This is a genomic window from Streptomyces sp. NBC_01288, from assembly GCF_035982055.1.
GTDB lineage: Bacteria > Actinomycetota > Actinomycetes > Streptomycetales > Streptomycetaceae > Streptomyces.
On the sequence record NZ_CP108427.1, the window covers coordinates 8,788,119 to 8,809,097 of the forward strand.

Genomic DNA, 20,979 nt, shown 5'->3' on the forward strand with positions numbered 1-20,979 from the left:
TCCGATAGTGCGGCGGGTCCCGCCGCCGCGGTGGTTGTCCTGCTCACCGTCATACGACGGCATTGACGTCACGCCCAGGTGAAGAGACTGTCGCCGGCCTTCACATCGCCGTCCTCGCGGAGATCGGAGAGAGCATCGGCGGTGGCTTCGAGAGCCACGATCGGGCACACCGGGGACTTGCCGGCGGCCTCAACGGCGGCCGGGTCCCAGCGCACGACGCTCTGGCCGCGGGTCACGGTGTCGCCCTTGTTGACGAGCAGTTCGAAGCCCTCGCCATTGAGCTGCACGGTGTCGATACCGAGGTGAGTGAGCACGCCGTGCCCCTCGCTGTCCACGACGACGAAGGCGTGCGGGTGGAGGGAGACGATGACTCCGTCCACGGGAGAGACAGCCTCGGAAGGTTCACGTACGGGGTCGATGGCCGTGCCGGGGCCGACCATGGCTCCGGAGAAGACCGGATCCGGCACCTCCGTCAGTCCGATGGCACGTCCTGCGAGAGGGGACGTAACGCTGGTCATGGGAAGCCTCCCAGGGGTGGAAATGTGATGGGGCCGTCACTGCCTGTCCCGGACGGCACACTGAGCAGCAGGGTATGTCATATGTAGTACCTGTTCCGCCCGAGAGGTCCGGATTAGTGGTCTAGACCACACCTCTAATCGATTTGCACCTGCTCTACGGCCGCATGTACAGTCGTACTCCTGCTTGAGGCCGAGCGACGCGACCAAGCGTCTTTGCTTGGCCTGGCAGCATCCAACTTGTCAGATCCTATCTCGGGGTCACCTTCTGTATGCCTGCAGGATGGTGGTCAGGGGGCCGGAAAAACACTGATAGAGTTTGGAACACCGAAGGGAAGCCCGGAGGAAAGCCCGAGAGGGTGAGTACAAAGGAAGCGTCCGTTCCTTGAGAACTCAACAGCGTGCCAAAAATCAACGCCAGATATGTTGATACCCCGTCTCCAGCTCATCATCACGATGGTTGGGGCGAGGTTCCTTTGAAGAAAACATACAGCGAGGACGCTGTGAACGGTCGGGCTTATTCCGCCTGACTGTTCCGCTCTCGTGTGTGTCATTCCCGCATTACGGGAAAACATTCACGGAGAGTTTGATCCTGGCTCAGGACGAACGCTGGCGGCGTGCTTAACACATGCAAGTCGAACGATGAACCACTTCGGTGGGGATTAGTGGCGAACGGGTGAGTAACACGTGGGCAATCTGCCCTGCACTCTGGGACAAGCCCTGGAAACGGGGTCTAATACCGGATAATACTCCCGCACTCATGTGTGGGGGTTAAAAGCTCCGGCGGTGCAGGATGAGCCCGCGGCCTATCAGCTTGTTGGTGAGGTAATGGCTCACCAAGGCGACGACGGGTAGCCGGCCTGAGAGGGCGACCGGCCACACTGGGACTGAGACACGGCCCAGACTCCTACGGGAGGCAGCAGTGGGGAATATTGCACAATGGGCGAAAGCCTGATGCAGCGACGCCGCGTGAGGGATGACGGCCTTCGGGTTGTAAACCTCTTTCAGCAGGGAAGAAGCGCAAGTGACGGTACCTGCAGAAGAAGCGCCGGCTAACTACGTGCCAGCAGCCGCGGTAATACGTAGGGCGCAAGCGTTGTCCGGAATTATTGGGCGTAAAGAGCTCGTAGGCGGCTTGTCACGTCGGGTGTGAAAGCCCGGGGCTTAACCCCGGGTCTGCATTCGATACGGGCTAGCTAGAGTGTGGTAGGGGAGATCGGAATTCCTGGTGTAGCGGTGAAATGCGCAGATATCAGGAGGAACACCGGTGGCGAAGGCGGATCTCTGGGCCATTACTGACGCTGAGGAGCGAAAGCGTGGGGAGCGAACAGGATTAGATACCCTGGTAGTCCACGCCGTAAACGGTGGGAACTAGGTGTTGGCGACATTCCACGTCGTCGGTGCCGCAGCTAACGCATTAAGTTCCCCGCCTGGGGAGTACGGCCGCAAGGCTAAAACTCAAAGGAATTGACGGGGGCCCGCACAAGCAGCGGAGCATGTGGCTTAATTCGACGCAACGCGAAGAACCTTACCAAGGCTTGACATACACCGGAAAGCATTAGAGATAGTGCCCCCCTTGTGGTCGGTGTACAGGTGGTGCATGGCTGTCGTCAGCTCGTGTCGTGAGATGTTGGGTTAAGTCCCGCAACGAGCGCAACCCTTGTCCTGTGTTGCCAGCGTGCCCTTCGGGGTGACGGGGACTCACAGGAGACCGCCGGGGTCAACTCGGAGGAAGGTGGGGACGACGTCAAGTCATCATGCCCCTTATGTCTTGGGCTGCACACGTGCTACAATGGCCGGTACAATGAGCTGCGATACCGTGAGGTGGAGCGAATCTCAAAAAGCCGGTCTCAGTTCGGATTGGGGTCTGCAACTCGACCCCATGAAGTCGGAGTTGCTAGTAATCGCAGATCAGCATTGCTGCGGTGAATACGTTCCCGGGCCTTGTACACACCGCCCGTCACGTCACGAAAGTCGGTAACACCCGAAGCCGGTGGCCCAACCCCCTTGTGGGGAGGGAGCTGTCGAAGGTGGGACTGGCGATTGGGACGAAGTCGTAACAAGGTAGCCGTACCGGAAGGTGCGGCTGGATCACCTCCTTTCTAAGGAGCATCTAGGCCGCCAAGCTTGCTTGGTGGTCCAGGGCCATTACGCAGGCAAATGTTCTGCGGTGGTTGCTCAAGGGTGGAACGTTGATTATTCGGTGTCGCCGCTCATCTCGGGCTGCAAGTACTGCTCTTCGGGGCGTGGAAAGCTGACCACGAGTGACGGGGATACCGGGCACGCTGTTGGGTGTCTGAGGGCACGGCCGTAAGGCTGCCTTCAGTGCCGACCCCAGTGAACTTGCCGTAAGAGGCAGGGTGATGGGTGGTTGGTCGTTGTTTGAGAACTGCACAGTGGACGCGAGCATCTGTGGCCAAGTTTTTAAGGGCGCACGGTGGATGCCTTGGCACCAGGAACCGATGAAGGACGTGGGAGGCCACGATAGTCCCCGGGGAGTCGTCAACCAGGCTTTGATCCGGGGGTTTCCGAATGGGGAAACCCGGCAGTCGTCATGGGCTGTCACCCTTGCCTGAACACATAGGGCAAGTGGAGGGAACGCGGGGAAGTGAAACATCTCAGTACCCGCAGGAAGAGAAAACAACCGTGATTCCGGGAGTAGTGGCGAGCGAAACCGGATGAGGCCAAACCGTATACGTGTGAGACCCGGCAGGGGTTGCGTGTACGGGGTTGTGGGATCTCTCTTCTGTCGTCTGCCGGCGACAGGACGAGTCAGAAACCGTTGATGTAGGCGAAGGACATGCGAAAGGTCCGGCGTAGAGGGTAAGACCCCCGTAGTCGAAACATCAACGGCTCGTTTGAGAGACACCCAAGTAGCACGGGGCCCGAGAAATCCCGTGTGAATTTGGCGGGACCACCCGCTAAGCCTAAATATTCCCTGGTGACCGATAGCGGATAGTACCGTGAGGGAATGGTGAAAAGTACCGCGGGAGCGGAGTGAAATAGTACCTGAAACCGTGTGCCTACAAGCCGTGGGAGCGTCGCGCATCAAGTTTACTTGGTGCGTCGTGACTGCGTGCCTTTTGAAGAATGAGCCTGCGAGTTTGCGGTGTGTTGCGAGGTTAACCCGTGTGGGGAAGCCGTAGCGAAAGCGAGTCCGAATAGGGCGATATAGTAGCGCGCTCAAGACCCGAAGCGGAGTGATCTAGCCATGGGCAGGTTGAAGCGGAGGTAAGACTTCGTGGAGGACCGAACCCACCAGGGTTGAAAACCTGGGGGATGACCTGTGGTTAGGGGTGAAAGGCCAATCAAACTCCGTGATAGCTGGTTCTCCCCGAAATGCATTTAGGTGCAGCGTCGTGTGTTTCTTGCCGGAGGTAGAGCACTGGATAGGCGATGGGCCCTACCGGGTTACTGACCTTAGCCAAACTCCGAATGCCGGTAAGTGAGAGCACGGCAGTGAGACTGTGGGGGATAAGCTCCATGGTCGAGAGGGAAACAGCCCAGAGCATCGACTAAGGCCCCTAAGCGTACGCTAAGTGGGAAAGGATGTGGAGTCGCAGAGACAACCAGGAGGTTGGCTTAGAAGCAGCCACCCTTGAAAGAGTGCGTAATAGCTCACTGGTCTAGTGATTCCGCGCCGACAATGTAGCGGGGCTCAAGCGTACCGCCGAAGTCGTGTCATTTCAGCAATTAAGCCCCAACGGGTGCTGGGATGGGTAGGGGAGCGTCGTGTGCCGGGTGAAGCCGCAGCGGAAGCTAGTGGTGGACGGTTCACGAGTGAGAATGCAGGCATGAGTAGCGATACACACGTGAGAAACGTGTGCGCCGATTGACTAAGGGTTCCTGGGTCAAGCTGATCTGCCCAGGGTAAGTCGGGACCTAAGGCGAGGCCGACAGGCGTAGTCGATGGATAACCGGTTGATATTCCGGTACCCGCTGTGAAGCGTCAAACATCGAGCATCGTGATGCTAAGGCCGTGAAGCCGTTCCGGACCCTTCGGGGAATGGAAAGTGGTGGAGCCGCCGGCCCAAGCGGTTAGTAGGTGAGTGATGGGGTGACGCAGGAAGGTAGTCCATCCCGGGCGGTGGTTGTCCCGGGGTAAGGGTGTAGCCCGTCATCTAGGCAAATCCGGATGACACAAGGGTGAGACCTGATGCCGAGCCGATTGTGGTGAAGTGGATGATCCTATGCTGTCAAGAAAAGCCTCTAGCGAGTTTCATGGCGGCCCGTACCCTAAACCGACTCAGGTGGTCAGGTAGAGAATACCGAGGCGTTCGGGTGAACTATGGTTAAGGAACTCGGCAAAATGCCCCCGTAACTTCGGGAGAAGGGGGGCCATCACCGGTGAGAGGATTTACTCCTTGAGCTGGGGGTGGCCGCAGAGACCAGCGAGAAGCGACTGTTTACTAAAAACACAGGTCCGTGCGAAGCCGTAAGGCGATGTATACGGACTGACGCCTGCCCGGTGCTGGAACGTTAAGGGGACCGGTTAGTGCACTTTCGGGTGTGCGAAGCTGAGAACTTAAGCGCCAGTAAACGGCGGTGGTAACTATAACCATCCTAAGGTAGCGAAATTCCTTGTCGGGTAAGTTCCGACCTGCACGAATGGCGTAACGACTTCTCGACTGTCTCAACCATAGGCCCGGTGAAATTGCACTACGAGTAAAGATGCTCGTTTCGCGCAGCAGGACGGAAAGACCCCGGGACCTTTACTATAGTTTGATATTGGTGTTCGGTTCGGCTTGTGTAGGATAGCTGGGAGACTGTGAACTCTGGACGCCAGTTCAGGGGGAGTCGTCGTTGAAATACCAGTCTGGTCGTGCTGGATGTCTAACCTGGGTCCGTGATCCGGATCAGGGACAGTGTCTGATGGGTAGTTTAACTGGGGCGGTTGCCTCCTAAAGAGTAACGGAGGCGCCCAAAGGTTCCCTCAGCCTGGTTGGCAATCAGGTGTTGAGTGTAAGTGCACAAGGGAGCTTGACTGTGAGACCGACGGGTCGAGCAGGGACGAAAGTCGGGACTAGTGATCCGGCGGTGGCTTGTGGAAGCGCCGTCGCTCAACGGATAAAAGGTACCCCGGGGATAACAGGCTGATCTTCCCCAAGAGTCCATATCGACGGGATGGTTTGGCACCTCGATGTCGGCTCGTCGCATCCTGGGGCTGGAGTCGGTCCCAAGGGTTGGGCTGTTCGCCCATTAAAGCGGTACGCGAGCTGGGTTTAGAACGTCGTGAGACAGTTCGGTCCCTATCCGCTGCGCGCGCAGGAACATTGAGAAGGGCTGTCCCTAGTACGAGAGGACCGGGACGGACGAACCTCTGGTGTGCCAGTTGTTCTGCCAAGGGCATGGCTGGTTGGCTACGTTCGGGAGGGATAACCGCTGAAAGCATCTAAGCGGGAAGCCTGCTTCGAGATGAGTGTTCCCACCCCCTTGAGGGGTTAAGGCTCCCAGTAGACGACTGGGTTGATAGGCCGGATCTGGAAGGCGGGTAACCGCTGGAGGTGACCGGTACTAATAGGCCGAGGGCTTGTCCTCAGTTGCTCGCGTCCACTGTGTTGGTTCTGAAACCACGAACAACCCCATACCCCTGGGTTCTGCGGGGTGTGGTGCGGTTGTCTGTTTCATAGTGTTTCGGTGGTCATAGCGTGAGGGAAACGCCCGGTTACATTCCGAACCCGGAAGCTAAGCCTTACAGCGCCGATGGTACTGCAGGGGGGACCCTGTGGGAGAGTAGGACGCCGCCGAACTCCTTTTAGAGCTCTGGCTCTTGGGCATACAGCCCAAGAGCCAGAGCTTTTTTGCGTTGGGGTAAGGTCAGGGGGCATCGTCGGCACGTTTTCCCACAGGAGGCCCCCGGGTGGAGGTCCAGGAGACCCGCGTCCAGACAGAGCGGGTGCTCACCATCCCGAACATCCTCAGCATGGCGCGTCTGGTCGGCGTACCCATCTTCCTGTGGTTGATCCTCAGGCCCGAGTTCGGTGGCCCCAAGAGCGACGGCTGGGCGCTTCTGGTGCTGATGCTGAGTGGGATCAGCGATTACCTGGACGGCAAGCTCGCGCGGCGCTGGAACCAGATCAGCAGTCTTGGCCGGCTTCTTGATCCCGCCGCGGACCGGCTCTACATTCTCTCGACTCTCGTCGGACTCACCTGGCGCGAGATTCTGCCAATCTGGTTGACCGCCGTACTGCTGGCGCGAGAGCTGGTCCTGCTGGTCGTGGTCGGCATCCTCAGACGGCACGGCTATCCGCCGCTGCAGGTGAACTTCCTGGGCAAGGCGGCTACGTTCAACCTGATGTACGCGTTCCCGTTGCTGCTGCTCAGTGACGGAAGTGGATGGCTCCCCTCACTCGCAGCCATTTTCGGATGGGCGTTCGCAGGATGGGGTACAACGCTCTACTGGTGGGCAGGAGTCCTCTACGTGGTACAAGTCCGCCGCCTACTGCGTGCGGACGCCATGGCCGACTGACCTTGCCGATTGGGCGGTAACAGTCGCTCGATGGCCCGTTGCGCAAAAGTGCGGGACAATCTGGACTGGTGAAGTCGGCTAGACCGTCGTCTCGCAGAGGAGGACGCTTCCGACATGAAGGCCGTCGTGATGGCCGGAGGCGAAGGCACACGCCTTCGCCCCATGACCTCAAGCATGCCCAAGCCACTGTTGCCCGTGGTCAATCGACCGATCATGGAGCACGTGCTCAGGCTGCTCAAAAGGCATGGGCTCAATGAGACCGTAGTCACCGTGCAGTTCCTGGCCTCGCTGGTCAAGAACTACTTCGGTGACGGCGAAGAGCTCGGGATGGAGCTCTCGTATGCCAATGAGGAGAAGCCACTCGGTACCGCCGGAAGCGTCAAGAACGCCGAAGAGGCGTTGAAGGACGATGCCTTCCTCGTCATCTCCGGTGATGCCCTGACCGACTTCGACCTCACCGAACTGATCAATTTCCACAAGGAAAAGGGTGCGCTGGTCACTGTCTGTCTGACCCGTGTACCCAATCCGCTGGAATTCGGCATCACCATCGTCGACGAAGAGGGAAAGGTCGAGCGTTTCCTTGAGAAGCCGACCTGGGGTCAGGTCTTCTCGGACACGGTGAACACGGGCATCTATGTGATGGAGCCCGAAGTCTTCGACTATGTCGAGGCCGACGTTCCCGTCGACTGGTCCGGCGATGTCTTCCCGCAGCTGATGAAGGAAGGCAAGCCGGTCTACGGCTTTGTCGCCGAGGGCTACTGGGAAGATGTCGGTACCCACGAGAGCTATGTGAAGGCGCAGGCCGATGTCCTGGAGGGCAAGGTCGACGTCGAGATCGACGGCTTCGAGCTGTCGCCGGGCGTATGGGTGGCCGAGGGTGCCGAGGTGCATCCCGACGCGGTTCTCCGCGGGCCGCTGTACATCGGTGACTACGCCAAGGTCGAGGCCGGCGCCGAAATCCGTGAATACACCGTCATCGGTTCGAATGTCGTCGTGAAGGCCGGGGCTTTTCTGGACAGGACCGTCGTACACGACAATGTGTACGTGGGTCAGCACAGCAATCTTCGTGGCTGTGTCGTCGGAAAGAACACCGACATCATGCGTGCGGCCCGGATCGAGGACGGCGCCGTCATCGGTGACGAGTGCCTGATCGGTGAAGAATCGATCGTTCAGGGCAATGTGCGGGTCTACCCGTTCAAGACGATCGAAGCCGGTGCCTTCGTCAACACCTCGGTCATCTGGGAGAACAGAGGCCAGGCGCACCTCTTCGGCGCCCGCGGTGTGTCCGGGATCCTGAACGTGGAGATCACTCCGGAGCTCGTCGTCCGTCTCGCCGGCGCCTACGCCACGACCCTCAAGAAGGGGTCCACGGTCACCACGGCCCGCGACCACTCCCGAGGCGCCCGTGCGCTCAAGCGGGCGGTGATCTCCGCCCTGCAGACGAGCGCCATCGACGTACGGGACCTGGAGAACGTACCGCTGCCCGTGGCCCGGCAGCAGACCGCGCGAGGCAGTGCCGGCGGGATCATGATCCGGACCACCCCCGGTGTGCCGGACTCCGTCGACATCATGTTCTTCGACAGTCAGGGCGCCGATCTCTCGCAGGGGAGTCAGCGCAAGCTGGACCGGGTGTTCGCGCGGCAGGAGTACCGGCGTGCGTTCCCCGGCGAGATCGGGGACCTGCACTTCCCGGCCAGCGTCTTCGACTCGTACACCGGGTCCCTGCTGCGGAATGTCGACACGACCGGGATCGCCGAATCGGGTCTGAAGGTTGTGGTGGACGCGTCGAACGGCAGCGCCGGGCTCGTGCTGCCCAGTCTGCTCGGCAAGCTCGGTGTGGACTCGCTGACGATCAATCCCGGGCTCGACGAGTCCAGGCCGACGGAGACCGCGGACACACGGCGGTCGGGGCTGGTGCGGCTCGGTGAGATCGTGGCCTCCGCGCGGGCCGCTTTCGGGGTGCGGTTTGACCCCGTCGGTGAGCGGCTCTCGCTCGTCGACGAGAAGGGGCGGATCGTCGAGGACGACCGGGCCCTGCTCGTGATGCTCGACCTGGTGGCCGCGGAGCGGCGCAGTGGGCGGGTGGCGCTGCCGGTGACCACCACGAGGATCGCCGAGCAGGTGGCGGCGTATCACGGGACGCAGGTCGAGTGGACGACGACCTCGCCGGACGACCTGACCAGGGTCGGGCGTGATGAGACGACCATCTTCGGCGGGGACGGCAAGGCCGGGTTCATCATCCCGGAGTTCAGCAGTGTCTTCGACGGCGCGGCAGCCTTCGTACGACTCATCGGGCTGGTGGCGCGGACGCAGTTGACGCTGAGCCAGATCGACGCCCGGATTCCGCGGGCGCATGTCCTCAAGCGGGACCTGGCTACTCCCTGGGCCGTCAAGGGACTTGTGATGCGCCGGGTCGTCGAGGCGGCTGGCGATCGCTTTGTCGATACGACGGACGGTGTGCGGGTCGTGGAGACGGACGGGCGCTGGGTGATGGTGCTGCCCGACCCCGCCGAGGCGGTCACGCATCTGTGGGCCGAAGGGCCCGACGACGCCTCCGCGCAGGCCCTGTTGGACGAGTGGTCGGCGGTCGTGGACAGCGCCGGACGGTAAAACACCACGCACGCGCGCGTGCCGGACATGCGTCCCCAAGGGGGCCTGTCCGGCACGCCGGTGGGGCCATTCGGAGGTACAGGCCACCACGTGCGACGATGTGCGGCATGCCGCAGCAGCCCCCCGTTCGGAGCACACCCACGCGCCCTGCGCGCCCGGACGCGTCCATGTCGCTGCTCACCAATGTCATGGACCACAGCCTCGACGACGGCTACGCCGAGGCGGCCGCCAGGAAGAAGGCCGCGGGCGAGAGCGGTATGCCGAAGACTCTTCGTGCGAAGCTCGGCCTCGCCGCCGGCCTGGTGCTGGCGGCCCTTGTCGTGACCGTAGGTGCGGCACAGGCGCGTGTGGCCGCCCCTGTGGTGGCCAAGGAGCGCCAGGAACTGATCGACCGTATCGACAAGGAGACGACGTCGGCGGACAAGCTGGAAGGCACCGTCGACGACCTCCGTGACGATGTGAGCGCGCGGCAGCGGGCGGCGCTCAAGACGAGCGGCGGCAGCGGCCAGGCGGACCTGGTGAGCATGCTGTCCGGTGCCACCGCGGTGCACGGCCCCGGTGTGAAGCTCGTCGTCGACGACGCGAAGGAAGCGAGCACCGGCGGAGGCGACAACCCGCGTGAGACCGCCGACTTCTCCGACACCGGGCGGGTGCGCGATCGCGACATGCAGCGCGTCGTCAACGGACTGTGGGCGGCGGGCGCCGAGGCCGTCTCCATCAACGGACAGCGGCTGACGGCGCTGTCCGCGATCAGGGCCGCGGGTGACGCGATACTGGTCGACAACAGGCCACTGGTACCGCCTTATACGGTGCTCGCGGTGGGGGACGGCAAACGGCTGAGCACCAGGTTCCAGAACGGTGCCGACGGGCTCTATCTGCATGCCCTGGAAGACAACTACGGCATCAGGGCGACCATCGCCGTGGAGAGCGATCTCCGGCTGCCCGCCGCGCCGAGTGTGATCGTACGTACAGCACAGCCGAGAACTGAGAAGGGCACATCGTGATCGCCGTACTGGGCCTCATCGTGGGAGTGGTGGCCGGAATCCTCGTCCGGCCTGAGGTGCCGGTGGTCGTCGAGCCCTATCTGCCGATCGCCGTCGTCGCGGCGCTCGACGCGGTCTTCGGCGGTCTGCGGGCCATGCTCGACGGGATCTTCGACGACAAGGTCTTCGTGGTGTCGTTCCTGTCGAACGTGGTCGTGGCCGCCCTGATCGTGTTCCTGGGCGACAAGTTGGGCGTCGGCGCCCAACTGTCCACGGGTGTCGTGGTCGTCCTCGGCATCCGGATCTTCTCCAACGCCGCGGCCATTCGCCGGCACGTCTTCCGGGCGTGAGGTCGATGAGCAACGAGGACGAGCGGCCTGAACACAGGCTGCGCAGGGAACTGCCCGAAGAGGTGCAGGCGTCTGCTTCTTCGGATTCTTCGGAAGCGCTGATCACCGAGGAGAAGTCCGGGCCCACCGTGACCGGTCGGCAGCGGCTGGTGCAGGGGCTGTGGCCTCCGCGCGTGAGCCGCGCCCAACTCATCGTCGCGGTGCTGCTGTTCGGCCTCGGTTTCGGGCTGGCCGTACAGGTCGCCTCGAACAGCAACAGCGACAGCGCGCTGCGTGGGGCACGGCAGGAAGATCTTGTGCGCATTCTCGATGAACTGGACGACCGTACTCAGCGTCTTGAAGACGAGAAGCAGGGTCTTCAGAAACAGCGTGACGAGTTGGAGAACAGCTCCGACCAGGCCGAGGAGGCCCGCAAGCAGACGGCCGAGAAGGAGAAGCAACTCGGCATTCTGGCGGGCACCGTGGCCGCGCAGGGACCCGGCATCACGATGACCATCGACGACACGAAGGGAACGGTCGAGGCGGACATGCTGCTCGACGCGGTCCAGGAGTTGCGCGCGGCCGGCGCGGAGGCGATCCAGGTGAACGATGTACGGGTCGTGGCCAACACGTATCTGACGGACTCCGGCAAGAGCGTGAGCGTCGACGGGAACAAGATCAACGCCCCCTATCGTTTCAAGGTCATCGGCAAGCCGCAGGATCTCGAACCGGCGCTCAACATCCCTGGAGGCGTGGTGCAGACTCTTGAGAAGGAGCAGGCCACCGTTACCGTCGGGCGGTCGGCCAAGATCGTCGTGGATACCTTGCGGGCGGCGAAGCAGCCTGACTACGCTCGGTCGTCCTCCCGGTGAACCGGGGGTGCATGGGGACCGTCAGGCGAGGGCATGAGGTTGCGGGGGGTCGACGCACCGATTGGGTGGTGCGTGGTGGAAACTGTCTGGTGGATACGGACGTTGTGAGGATGTCCGGGTCAACCGGTGTGTTCAATCAGGGTTCGTCCTGCCCCACGGGCGGGTCTGTTTCGGTCAAGGGGAATCGCCCGTGAAGTTGTTTGCGAAGTTGTTCGGCAAGAGTGCGAAAGAGAGCAGCGACAACCAGACTGCTCGCCACCGCGCACAACCGGACGCAGAAGGCCAGCGCCCGCTGTTCCGCGACCAGGTCGCAGGCCAGGGCGCGCCGTCGGTTGACCCTGCGCAGTCCGGCGACATAGGTTTCGGGCAACCGTCAACCTCAAGTACGGGTGGAGGGTTTTCCCCTATGTCGGCCCTGGTGTGTACGAGGTGCGGTAACCGCAACGCGGAGAACAGCCGCTTTTGCTCCAACTGCGGTGCGCCGCTGCGCCCCGGCGCGACCCCGGAGCGTCCGTCCGAGACGACCTCCACGATCTCCATCTCCGGTCTTGAGGCCTACGACGCCGAAGTGACCGGTCAGACGCAGATGCCGACGCTCTCCCCGGAGGCACAGGCCGCCGTCGACGCCCTGCCGTTGGGCTCGGCGCTGCTGGTGGTGCGGCGCGGTCCGAACTCGGGCAGCCGCTTCCTGCTGGACGGCGAGCTGACCACGGCCGGCCGTCATCCGCAGAGCGACATCTTCCTGGACGACGTGACGGTCTCGCGCCGGCATGTGGAGTTCCGGCGTTCTCCTGACGGTTCGTTCACGGTCGCCGACGTCGGCAGCCTGAACGGCACGTACGTCAACCGCGAGCGCATCGACTCGGTCTCGCTGGCGAACGGTGACGAGGTGCAGATCGGCAAGTACCGGCTGGTGTTCTACGCGAGCCAGCGGGGTTACTGACCCTCCCTCGGACTGGGTCCGGGGGATTCCCCCAGGAAGGTCCATGCTTCAAACACCGAGCGGCGGTGCCGGGCACGGTACCGCCGCCGCGGACACTGGGCTGATGAGCATCGGCACGGTGCTGAACGTGCTGCGCGACGAGTTCCCCGAAGTCACCATCTCCAAGATCCGTTTCCTGGAGTCGGAGGGTCTCATCGAGCCGCAGCGGACCCCTTCCGGGTACCGCAAGTTCAGCCCCGCCGACGTCGAACGCCTCGGCCATGTCCTGAGGATGCAGCGGGACCACTATCTTCCGCTCAAGGTGATCCGCGAGCATCTCGACGCCATGGAGCGCGGTGAGGCCGCGCCCCTGCCCACCGTGGGGCGTCAGCGGGACGGCGAGGTCGTCCTGGAGCCCGTGGAGGGGCCCACGGCGGCCCGGATCGGGCGGGCCGAGCTGATGGCCGCCGCGGGGGTCGGCGAGCAGGAACTCGACGAGTGGGAGTCGTACGGACTCATCGCCCCGCTGCCGGACGGGGTTTACGACGCGGAAGCCGTCACCGTGGCCGGACTTGTCCTCGAACTCGGGCGGTTCGGTATCGAACCGCGGCACCTGCGCGCCATGAAGGCCGCCGCGGACCGTGAGGCCGGGCTCGTCGACCAGGTGGTGGCCCCGCTCAAGCGCCACCGCAATCCGCAGACCAGGGCCCACGCGGAGGCCCGTACGAAGGAACTGGCGGGGCTCACGGTGAAGCTGCACGCGGCTCTGGTGCAGACCGCGCTGGGCGTGCGCCTGCCCTGAGACGGACGGTCTCGTGGCTGCCTGATCGGTCACCCGTTCTCGGCCCGACTACCCAAACGTCCCGGGCACGGCCTAGGGTTGCTGTGTGAACGAGCTCGATGTCGTAGGTGTCCGGGTCGAAATGCCCTCCAACCAACCGATCGTGCTCCTGCGTGAAGTGGGAGGCGACCGCTACCTCCCCATCTGGATCGGGCCCGGGGAGGCGACGGCGATCGCCTTCGCTCAGCAGGGCATGGCCCCCGCACGACCGCTGACCCACGACCTGTTCAAGGACGTGCTGGAGGCCGTCGGCCAGGAGCTGACCGAAGTACGCATCACGGATCTGCGGGAGGGCGTCTTCTACGCGGAGCTGGTCTTCGCCAGCGGCGTCGAGGTGAGCGCCCGCCCGTCCGACGCCATAGCGCTGGCGCTGCGCACCGGTACGCCGATCTACGGCAGTGACGGTGTGCTCGACGACGCGGGCATCGCGATTCCGGACGAGCAGGAGGACGAGGTGGAGAAGTTCCGCGAGTTCCTCGACCAGATCTCGCCCGAGGACTTCGGCACCAACAGCCAGTGAGCCGAGGGACGCCGAGAAAATGCTGGCATTTGCCACCGGCGTGTGAGAGCGTCCTGCGGCTCTCCGCGAGCGCATTCGGCTAGCCTTTCCCCGCGGTGGGACACGGGAAACCACTCCTTGGGTGATTATCACTCGGCGTGCCGAGTGTGGCGATCGTTGACGCACCCCTGGTGACTGCCTACCGTCGAGAAGGCAGGTCAAGGACGGAGGTCGGCGTGAGAAGCAGCGGCGACGGTACGGCTGGGGGTGCCCCGGAACGCAGTTTCGGGGACAGAGGTCCGTACCCGCTTCACGGCAGTACGGCCGATCGCATTCCGCAGCGGCCGGCGGCAGTGCCGAGCAGCGGAGGGGCGACGTCCATGGCGTCCGAGGAGATCGGTTACCGGGGGCCCACGGCCTGTGCGGCGGCCGGCATCACCTATCGGCAACTGGACTACTGGGCGCGTACCGGGCTCGTCGAGCCCAGCGTGCGGCCCGCACACGGGTCGGGGACACAGCGGCTCTACAGCTTCCGGGACGTTGTCGTCCTGAAGATCGTCAAGCGGTTCCTCGACACGGGTGTGTCGCTGCAGAACATCCGCAGCGCCGTCCTGCACCTGCGGGAGTGCGGCTTCCGTGACCTGGAGCGCATGACGCTGATGAGCGACGGCGCCACGGTCTACGAGTGCACGTCGCCGGACGAGGTGCACGCGCTGCTCCAGGGCGGCCAGGGGGTCTTCGGGATCGCCGTGGGGGTCGTGTGGCGGGATGTCGAGAGCGCCCTGTCGCAGCTGCACGGGGAGCGCGTCGACACCGGTGAGACGCTCGTCGGGTCCAACCCCGCCGACGAGCTGGCCAGGCGGCGCAACCGGGCCGTCTGAGGGCCCGGCGGGAGCCGTAGCGGGGCATTGTCAGTGGCGTAGGGCAGCATCGGAGATGTGAGAACCGCGCCCACGATCCTGCACCTCGACATGGATGCCTTCTTCGCCTCGGCGGAGCAGGCGTCCAAGCCGAGCCTGCGCGGGAAGGCCGTCGTCGTGGGCGGGCTCGGGCCCCGCGGGGTGGTGGCCACCGCGTCGTACGAGGCACGGGTCTTCGGGGTGAATTCGGCGATGCCCATGGCCCAGGCACGGCGGCTCGCTCCGAACGCGGCGTATCTGGTGCCGCGCTTCGGGTTCTACCGGTCGATCAGCGAGCAGGTGATGGGACTGCTGCGGGCGTTGTCGCCGCTGGTGGAGCCGTTGAGTCTGGACGAGGCGTTCGTGGACCTGGAGGCCGGGGGAGCGGCCGGGGACGCGGAGTCGGCGCGGCTGACCGGGGAGCGGCTGCGGGCCGACATACGGGCGGTCACGGGGCTCACGGGATCGGTGGGCCTCGCCGCCTCCAAGATGATCGCGAAGATCGCCTCCGAGCGGGCCAAGCCGGACGGGCTCGTGCTGATCGAGCCCGGGACCGAGCGGGCGTTGCTGGGGCCGCTGTCGGTGCGCACGTTGCCGGGGGTCGGGCCGGCGACGGGTGATCATCTGCGGCGGGCCGGGATCACCACGGTCGACGAGATCGCCGAGGCGGGCGAGGACGAACTCGTACGGCTGGTGGGCAAGGCGCACGGGCACGCGCTGTACGCGATGGCGCTGGCGCACGACGTGCGGCCCGTGGTGGCCGAGCGGGAGACCAAGTCGGTGTCGGTCGAGGACACGTACGACGTGGACATCCATGACCGGACCCGGGTCGGCCTGGAGGTACAGCGGCTCGCCGACCGGTGCGTGCGGCGGCTGCGGGCGGCCGGGCTGTCGGGGCGGACCATCGTGCTGAAGGTACGACGCTACGACTTCTCGACGCTGACCCGTTCCGAGACGCTGCGCGGGCCCACCGACGATCCGGGGGTGGTGCGGGAGGCGGCGGCCCGGTTGCTGGACTCCGTGGACACCACGGGCGGGGTACGGCTGCTGGGGGTGGGGGTCTCCGGGCTGGCCGACTACACGCAGGAGGACCTGTTCGCGCAGGCGGCGGGGGAGCGGGCCGATCTTCTTGAGGAGGAGCACCCCGAGGAGCAGGGGGGCGAGGAGCCGGCGGCGCCCGCGGAGCGGCACTGGCCCGCGGGGCACGATGTGCGCCACGCCGGGTTCGGGCACGGGTGGGTGCAGGGGAGCGGGCTGGGGCGGGTCACCGTGCGGTTCGAGACGCCTGAGGATTCGGGGCCGGGGCGGGTGCGGACGTTCCGGACCGATGATCCTGAGCTGGAGTTGGCGGAGCCGTTGCCGTTGGTGGCGCGGCGTTCTGATGTGTTGCCGGGTGCGGCGCCTGCGTCCGTGGCGCGAGGTTCCGGTGAACCGTCGGAGGAACCGTTGCCTTTGGCGGGGCGGGAGCGGGGTGATCTGCCTGAGGGGGCGATGCCGTTGGCGGCGCCAGCGGTACCGGAGGGCGAGCTGCTGCCGTTGGTGGAGCCGGGCCCTGATGCCCCGCAGGGTGAGGTGGCGCCGTTGGTGGCACGGGGTCCGTGTGACTCGCCTGGTGGGTCGTCGGCGTCGGCCGCGGGATGTCCTGAGGCCTTGCCTGCGGCGCCGACGCCCCTGGAAAGCTGAGGCCCCGACGAGCCGCCTGTCGAGTCGCTGCCATCGGTTGCACGGGGTTCTGGTGTCAGGCCCGCTGGGTTGTTGTCGTCGGCGGAGCCGGGCTCCGGTGTCCCGCAAGGCGAGCCGGTGCTGTCGGCTGCGCGGGGTTCTGGTGTCGGGCCTGTTGAGTCGCTGTTGTCGATGGGGCGTCGTCTCGGGTGTTGCGCAGGGCGCGCTGCTGGCGCAGACCGAGCTGTCGGCATCGGGCGCGTGGCATGCCGACGTGGCGTGTTCCTTACTGACGCCGTAGGTGGCGCCGGCCGGGTGTCCCGCAGGGCGCGCCGCTGTCATCGGTTGCGCGAGGTTCCGATGTCGAGCCAATCGGGCCTGTTGAGCCGCTGCCGTCGGCGGAGCCAAGCCCCGGCGTTTCGCAGGTCGAGTCGCTGTCACCGGGCGACGCGTGGCGTTCCGGCGTCGCGCTTGCTGCGCCGACGCCCTTGTCGGCGCCAAACCTGGATACCCCGCCTGCCGTATCGCCGCCCACGGACACACGACGCCCGGGTACCGCGCCCGCCGCGTCACCACCCCCGGAAACTCCAAGACCCAGCGACGCCCCGCCCCCCGAATCCGCTCACGTGTCGTCCGAGCCCGCCAGTTTGCCGAAGTCGTGGTCCGGGAGGGATGGAGGGGGACCCACGTCGAGGCCGTAGTGGTGGTAGAGCTGGAGTTCCTGGTCCGGGGAGAGGTGGCGGCCCACTCCGAAGTCGGGGGCGTCCTTGATCAGGGAGCGGTCGAAGGGGATGTGGAGGGTGCCCTCGATCAGTTCGCTGGGCTCCAGGGGGACGAAGGCGTCTCTGGAGAACAGGCCGGTGCGTATGGCCGCCCACTCCGGTTCGCCGGTCGCGTCGTCGAGGTAGACCTCGTCGATGGTGCCGATCTTGGCGCCGGTGCGGTCGAACGCCTTGCGGCCGATCAGGTTGCGCGGATCGATATCGGTCTGCACGGGCCCTCCTCCTGGTCGCAACTCATCCGTAAGCACTACAAAAGAGCACATTGAGGAAGGTGGCCACTCGAAAGCTCGGCTTCAACGCGCGCTGGTAGGCTGGCGAACGGCTGCTGACCCCGTGCGGGAGAGTCCTCCAGACTTCATCGGAGGCGCCGAAGGAGCAAATCCTCCCCGGAATCTCTCAGGCTCACGTACCGCACGGACGAGGTCACTCTGGAAAGCAGGGCGCGTGTCGGCGACGGTGTCGACGGCTTGCGCTCTCACCGACGGTGAAAGCCGGTGACCTTCGGGTGGCCGGTGAAGCTCTCAGGTTGAGATGACAGAGGGGGAGGCCGTCCGGCACCCCGCTGTCGTGGTGCCCTCGAAGGTCGTGTCCGACCAGGAGGCCTCCCTGATGACCGTTCCTCGCATTCCGCTCTCCGAGCTCGAACAGGGCATCCCGTTCGAGCAGCGTCACATCGGGCCCGACCAGGAGGCGCGGGCCAAAATGCTCGCGCAGGTCGGCTACGGCTCGCTCGACGAGCTCACGGCCGCCGCCGTCCCGGATGTGATCAAGAACACCGACGCCCTCGACCTGCCGGGCGCCCGTACCGAAGCCGAGGTGCTGGCCGAGCTGCGGTCCCTCGCGGACCGCAACGAGGTCCTCGGTTCCATGATCGGGCTCGGGTACTACGGGACCTTCACCCCGCCCGTGATCCTGCGCAACGTCATGGAGAACCCGGCCTGGTACACGGCCTATACGCCGTATCAGCCGGAGATCTCGCAAGGGCGGCTCGAAGCCCTTCTCAATTTCCAGACGATGGTCGCCGATCTGACCGGGCTGCCCACCTCCGGTGCCTCCCTGCTCGACGAGGGGACCGCCGCCGCCGAGGCCGTGGCGCTGTCGCGGCGCATGGGGAAGAACAAGAAGGGTCTGTTCCTGGTCGACGCGGACGCGTTGCCGCAGACCATCGCCGTGATCGAGACCCGTGCCGAGCCGGCCGGTGTCGAGGTCGTCGTCGCCGACCTCAGCGAGGGCATCCCGGCCGGGATCGCCGAGCGGGAGATCAACGGCGTGCTCGTGCAGTACCCGGGCGCCTCCGGTGCCGTACGCGACATCAAGCCGCTGATCGAGCAGGCGCACGAGCTCGGCGCGCTCGTCACCGTCGCCGCCGATCTCCTCGCGCTCACGCTGCTGAAGTCGCCGGGTGAGCTGGGGGCGGACATCGCGGTCGGTACGACGCAGCGGTTCGGGGTGCCGATGGGCTTCGGCGGGCCGCATGCCGGATACATGGCCGTGCACGAGAAGTTCGCGCGCAGCCTGCCCGGGCGGCTCGTGGGCGTGTCCGTGGATGCCGACGGACACAGGGCCTACCGCCTCGCCCTCCAGACCCGCGAGCAGCACATCCGCCGTGAGAAGGCCACCAGCAACATCTGTACCGCCCAGGTGCTGCTTGCCGTCATGGCCGGGATGTACGCCGTCTATCACGGGCCCGAGGGGCTCAAGGGCATCGCGCGGCGGACGCATCGGTACGCCACGATCCTTGCGGCTGGGCTCCGGGTAGGGGGTGTCGAGGTCGTGCACGGCGGTTACTTCGACACGCTGACCGTGCGTGTTCCGGGGCGGGCCGCCGAGGTCGTCGCCGCAGCCCGTGAGGACGGCGTCAACCTCTACCTCGTGGACGCCGACCAGGTGTCCATCGCCTGCGACGAGACCACCACGCGTGCCCAACTGGCCGCCGTATGGACCGCGTTCGGGGTGGACGGCGACATCGAGGCGCTTGACGCGTCCGCCGAGGACACCTTGCCCGCCGGGCTGCTGCGGACCGATGCGTATCTCACACACCCTGTCTTCCGCGACCACCGTTCCGAGACCGCGATGCTGCGGTACCTGCGGCGGCTCGCCGACCGGGACTACGCGCTCGACCGGGGCATGATCCCGCTCGGTTCCTGCACCATGAAGCTCAACGCGACCACCGAGATGGAGCCGGTCACCTGGCCCGAGTTCGGGCAGTTGCACCCCTTCGCGCCCGCCGAGCAGGCGCAGGGATACCTCACGCTCATCCGGGAGTTGGAGGAGCGGCTCGCCGAGGTCACCGGGTACGACAAGGTGTCGTTGCAGCCGAACGCCGGTTCCCAGGGGGAGTTGGCCGGGCTGCTCGCTGTTCGCGGGTATCACCGGGCCAACGGCGATGAGCAGCGGACCGTGTGTCTGATTCCGTCGTCCGCGCATGGCACGAACGCTGCCAGTGCCGTGATGGCCGGGATGAAGGTCGTCGTCGTGAAGACCGCCGAGGACGGTGAGATCGACGTCGAGGATCTGCGGGCGAAGATCGAGCAGTACCGCGACGAGCTGTCGGTGTTGATGATCACCTACCCGTCCACGCACGGTGTGTTCGAGGAGCACGTCGCCGATATCTGCGCGCAGGTGCACGAGGCGGGCGGGCAGGTCTACGTCGACGGTGCCAACCTCAACGCCCTTGTGGGGCTTGCCAAGCCGGGGCACTTCGGCGGGGACGTCTCGCATCTGAATCTGCACAAGACGTTCTGCATTCCGCACGGTGGCGGTGGTCCGGGGGTCGGGCCGGTGGGTGTGCGGGCGCATCTGGCGCCGTATCTGCCGAACCACCCGTTGCAGCCGGCGGCCGGGCCGGAGACGGGTGTTGGGCCGATCTCGGCGGCTCCCTGGGGTTCCGCCGGGATCCTGCCGATCTCTTGGGCGTACGTCCGGCTCATGGGTGGGGAGGGGTTGAAGCGGGCCACGCAGGTGGCTGTGCTCAGCGCCAACTACATTGCCAAGCGCCTTGAGCCGCACTACCCCGTGCTCTACACCGGGCCCGGTGGGCTCGTCGCGCACGAGTGCATCATCGATCTGCGGCCGATCAGCAAGGCGACCGGTGTCAGCGTCGACGACATCGCGAAGCGGCTCATCGACTACGGCTTCCACGCGCCGACGATGTCGTTCCCGGTGGCCGGCACGTTGATGATCGAGCCGACGGAGTCCGAGGACCTGATCGAGCTGGACCGGTTCTGCGAGGCGATGATCGCGATTCGTGGGGAGATCGAGAAGGTCGGTGCGGGGGAGTGGCCGGGTGAGGACAACCCGTTGCGCAACGCCCCGCATACCGCTGCCGCGCTGGGTGGGGAGTGGGGGCACGCGTATACGCGGGAGGAGGCTGTCTTCCCGGCGGGTGTGTCTGTCGCCGACAAGTACTGGCCGCCGGTGCGGCGGATCGACCAGGCGTTCGGGGACCGGAACCTGGTGTGTTCCTGCCCGCCGTTGGACGCGTACGAGGACTGAGCGCTTCGCTGGTAGGTCGGACTTTGGGCGCGGGTGCGTTGTGGCTGGTCGCGCAGTTCCCCGCGCCCTTTTAGGGCGCTGCCGGGCCGGGTTGCCCCTTT

At 65.0% G+C, this 20,979-nt stretch carries 12 protein-coding genes, 3 rRNA genes, 1 pseudogene and 1 riboswitch; of the genes and pseudogenes, 14 read left to right on the forward strand and 2 right to left on the reverse strand.

All coding sequences use genetic code 11. From position 1 onward, the window contains the following. Window positions 1-68: 68 nt before the first annotated feature. Window positions 69-518, reverse strand: a complete 450-nt coding sequence (locus tag OG194_RS39575; RefSeq protein WP_327405536.1) for a PTS sugar transporter subunit IIA — start codon at window positions 516-518, stop codon at window positions 69-71. Between the two features lie 571 nt (window positions 519-1,089). On the opposite strand from OG194_RS39575, the gene OG194_RS39580 reads away from it, so the two are divergent. From OG194_RS39580 to OG194_RS39640, 13 genes and pseudogenes are all read left to right on the forward strand, one after another. Further along, window positions 1,090-2,617, forward strand: a 16S ribosomal RNA gene (locus OG194_RS39580). Window positions 2,618-2,929: 312 nt separating this feature from the next. Continuing rightward, window positions 2,930-6,053 (forward strand): 23S ribosomal RNA (locus OG194_RS39585). Window positions 6,054-6,148: 95 nt separating this feature from the next. Continuing rightward, window positions 6,149-6,265 (forward strand): 5S ribosomal RNA (gene rrf, locus OG194_RS39590). The 16S, 23S and 5S rRNA genes sit together here, the layout of an rRNA operon. 110 nt (window positions 6,266-6,375) lie before the next feature. Beyond that, complete coding sequence (locus tag OG194_RS39595; RefSeq protein WP_033287014.1) at window positions 6,376-6,984, forward strand: CDP-alcohol phosphatidyltransferase family protein; 609 nt, start codon at window positions 6,376-6,378, stop codon at window positions 6,982-6,984. A 114-nt stretch (window positions 6,985-7,098) separates the two neighbouring features. Then, window positions 7,099-9,594, forward strand: a complete 2,496-nt coding sequence (locus tag OG194_RS39600) for a mannose-1-phosphate guanyltransferase (RefSeq protein ID WP_327405537.1) — start codon at window positions 7,099-7,101, stop codon at window positions 9,592-9,594. A gap of 167 nt (window positions 9,595-9,761) precedes the next feature. After that, window positions 9,762-10,598, forward strand: coding sequence for a DUF881 domain-containing protein (locus OG194_RS39605; RefSeq protein WP_327407356.1), 837 nt, complete (start codon window positions 9,762-9,764; stop codon window positions 10,596-10,598). Beyond that, window positions 10,595-10,927, forward strand: coding sequence for a small basic family protein (locus OG194_RS39610; protein ID WP_019059351.1), 333 nt, complete (start codon window positions 10,595-10,597; stop codon window positions 10,925-10,927). The genes OG194_RS39605 and OG194_RS39610 overlap by 4 nt, the downstream gene beginning before the upstream one ends. A 5-nt stretch (window positions 10,928-10,932) precedes the next feature. Beyond that, window positions 10,933-11,778: a DUF881 domain-containing protein gene (locus tag OG194_RS39615; protein ID WP_327405538.1), complete on the forward strand. Its 846-nt coding sequence runs from the start codon at window positions 10,933-10,935 to the stop codon at window positions 11,776-11,778. Between the two features lie 61 nt (window positions 11,779-11,839). Further along, window positions 11,840-12,721 carry an FHA domain-containing protein gene (locus OG194_RS39620; protein WP_327405539.1) on the forward strand — a complete coding sequence of 294 codons (882 nt, stop codon included), beginning with the start codon at window positions 11,840-11,842 and terminating at the stop codon, window positions 12,719-12,721. 43 nt (window positions 12,722-12,764) lie between these two features. Next, window positions 12,765-13,502: a transcriptional regulator FtsR gene (gene ftsR / locus OG194_RS39625; protein ID WP_327405540.1), complete on the forward strand. Its 738-nt coding sequence runs from the start codon at window positions 12,765-12,767 to the stop codon at window positions 13,500-13,502. Window positions 13,503-13,587: 85 nt separating this feature from the next. Continuing rightward, complete coding sequence (locus tag OG194_RS39630) at window positions 13,588-14,061, forward strand: bifunctional nuclease family protein (RefSeq protein ID WP_006123076.1); 474 nt, start codon at window positions 13,588-13,590, stop codon at window positions 14,059-14,061. A gap of 215 nt (window positions 14,062-14,276) precedes the next feature. Further along, window positions 14,277-14,921: a MerR family transcriptional regulator gene (locus tag OG194_RS39635; RefSeq protein WP_327405541.1), complete on the forward strand. Its 645-nt coding sequence runs from the start codon at window positions 14,277-14,279 to the stop codon at window positions 14,919-14,921. A 57-nt stretch (window positions 14,922-14,978) separates the two neighbouring features. Then, window positions 14,979-16,394 (forward strand): annotated as a pseudogene (locus tag OG194_RS39640) (DNA polymerase IV); the annotation flags it as partial. An 829-nt stretch (window positions 16,395-17,223) separates the two neighbouring features. Here OG194_RS39640 and OG194_RS39645 read toward each other — a convergent pair. Beyond that, window positions 17,224-17,595, reverse strand: coding sequence for a PRC-barrel domain-containing protein (locus OG194_RS39645; RefSeq protein ID WP_318015068.1), 372 nt, complete (start codon window positions 17,593-17,595; stop codon window positions 17,224-17,226). A gap of 114 nt (window positions 17,596-17,709) precedes the next feature. Next, window positions 17,710-17,805: riboswitch (glycine riboswitch) on the forward strand. A gap of 187 nt (window positions 17,806-17,992) precedes the next feature. Here OG194_RS39645 and gcvP point away from each other — a divergent pair. Then, on the forward strand, window positions 17,993-20,878 hold the full coding sequence (gcvP, locus tag OG194_RS39650) for an aminomethyl-transferring glycine dehydrogenase (RefSeq protein ID WP_327407357.1): 2,886 nt from the start codon (window positions 17,993-17,995) through the stop codon (window positions 20,876-20,878). Window positions 20,879-20,979 lie beyond the last annotated feature (101 nt).

Bases quoted from the DNA above. Each gene is read 5' to 3' on its own strand.
- OG194_RS39575 (WP_327405536.1), bottom strand. From the start codon at position 518: ATGACCAGCGTTACGTCCCCTCTCGCAGGACGTGCCATCGGACTGACG.
- OG194_RS39600 (WP_327405537.1), top strand. From the start codon at position 7,099: ATGAAGGCCGTCGTGATGGCCGGAGGCGAAGGCACACGCCTTCGCCCC.
- OG194_RS39615 (WP_327405538.1), top strand. From the start codon at position 10,933: ATGAGCAACGAGGACGAGCGGCCTGAACACAGGCTGCGCAGGGAACTG.
- OG194_RS39605 (WP_327407356.1), top strand. From the start codon at position 9,762: ATGTCGCTGCTCACCAATGTCATGGACCACAGCCTCGACGACGGCTAC.
- gcvP (WP_327407357.1), top strand. From the start codon at position 17,993: ATGACCGTTCCTCGCATTCCGCTCTCCGAGCTCGAACAGGGCATCCCG.
- ftsR (WP_327405540.1), top strand. From the start codon at position 12,765: ATGCTTCAAACACCGAGCGGCGGTGCCGGGCACGGTACCGCCGCCGCG.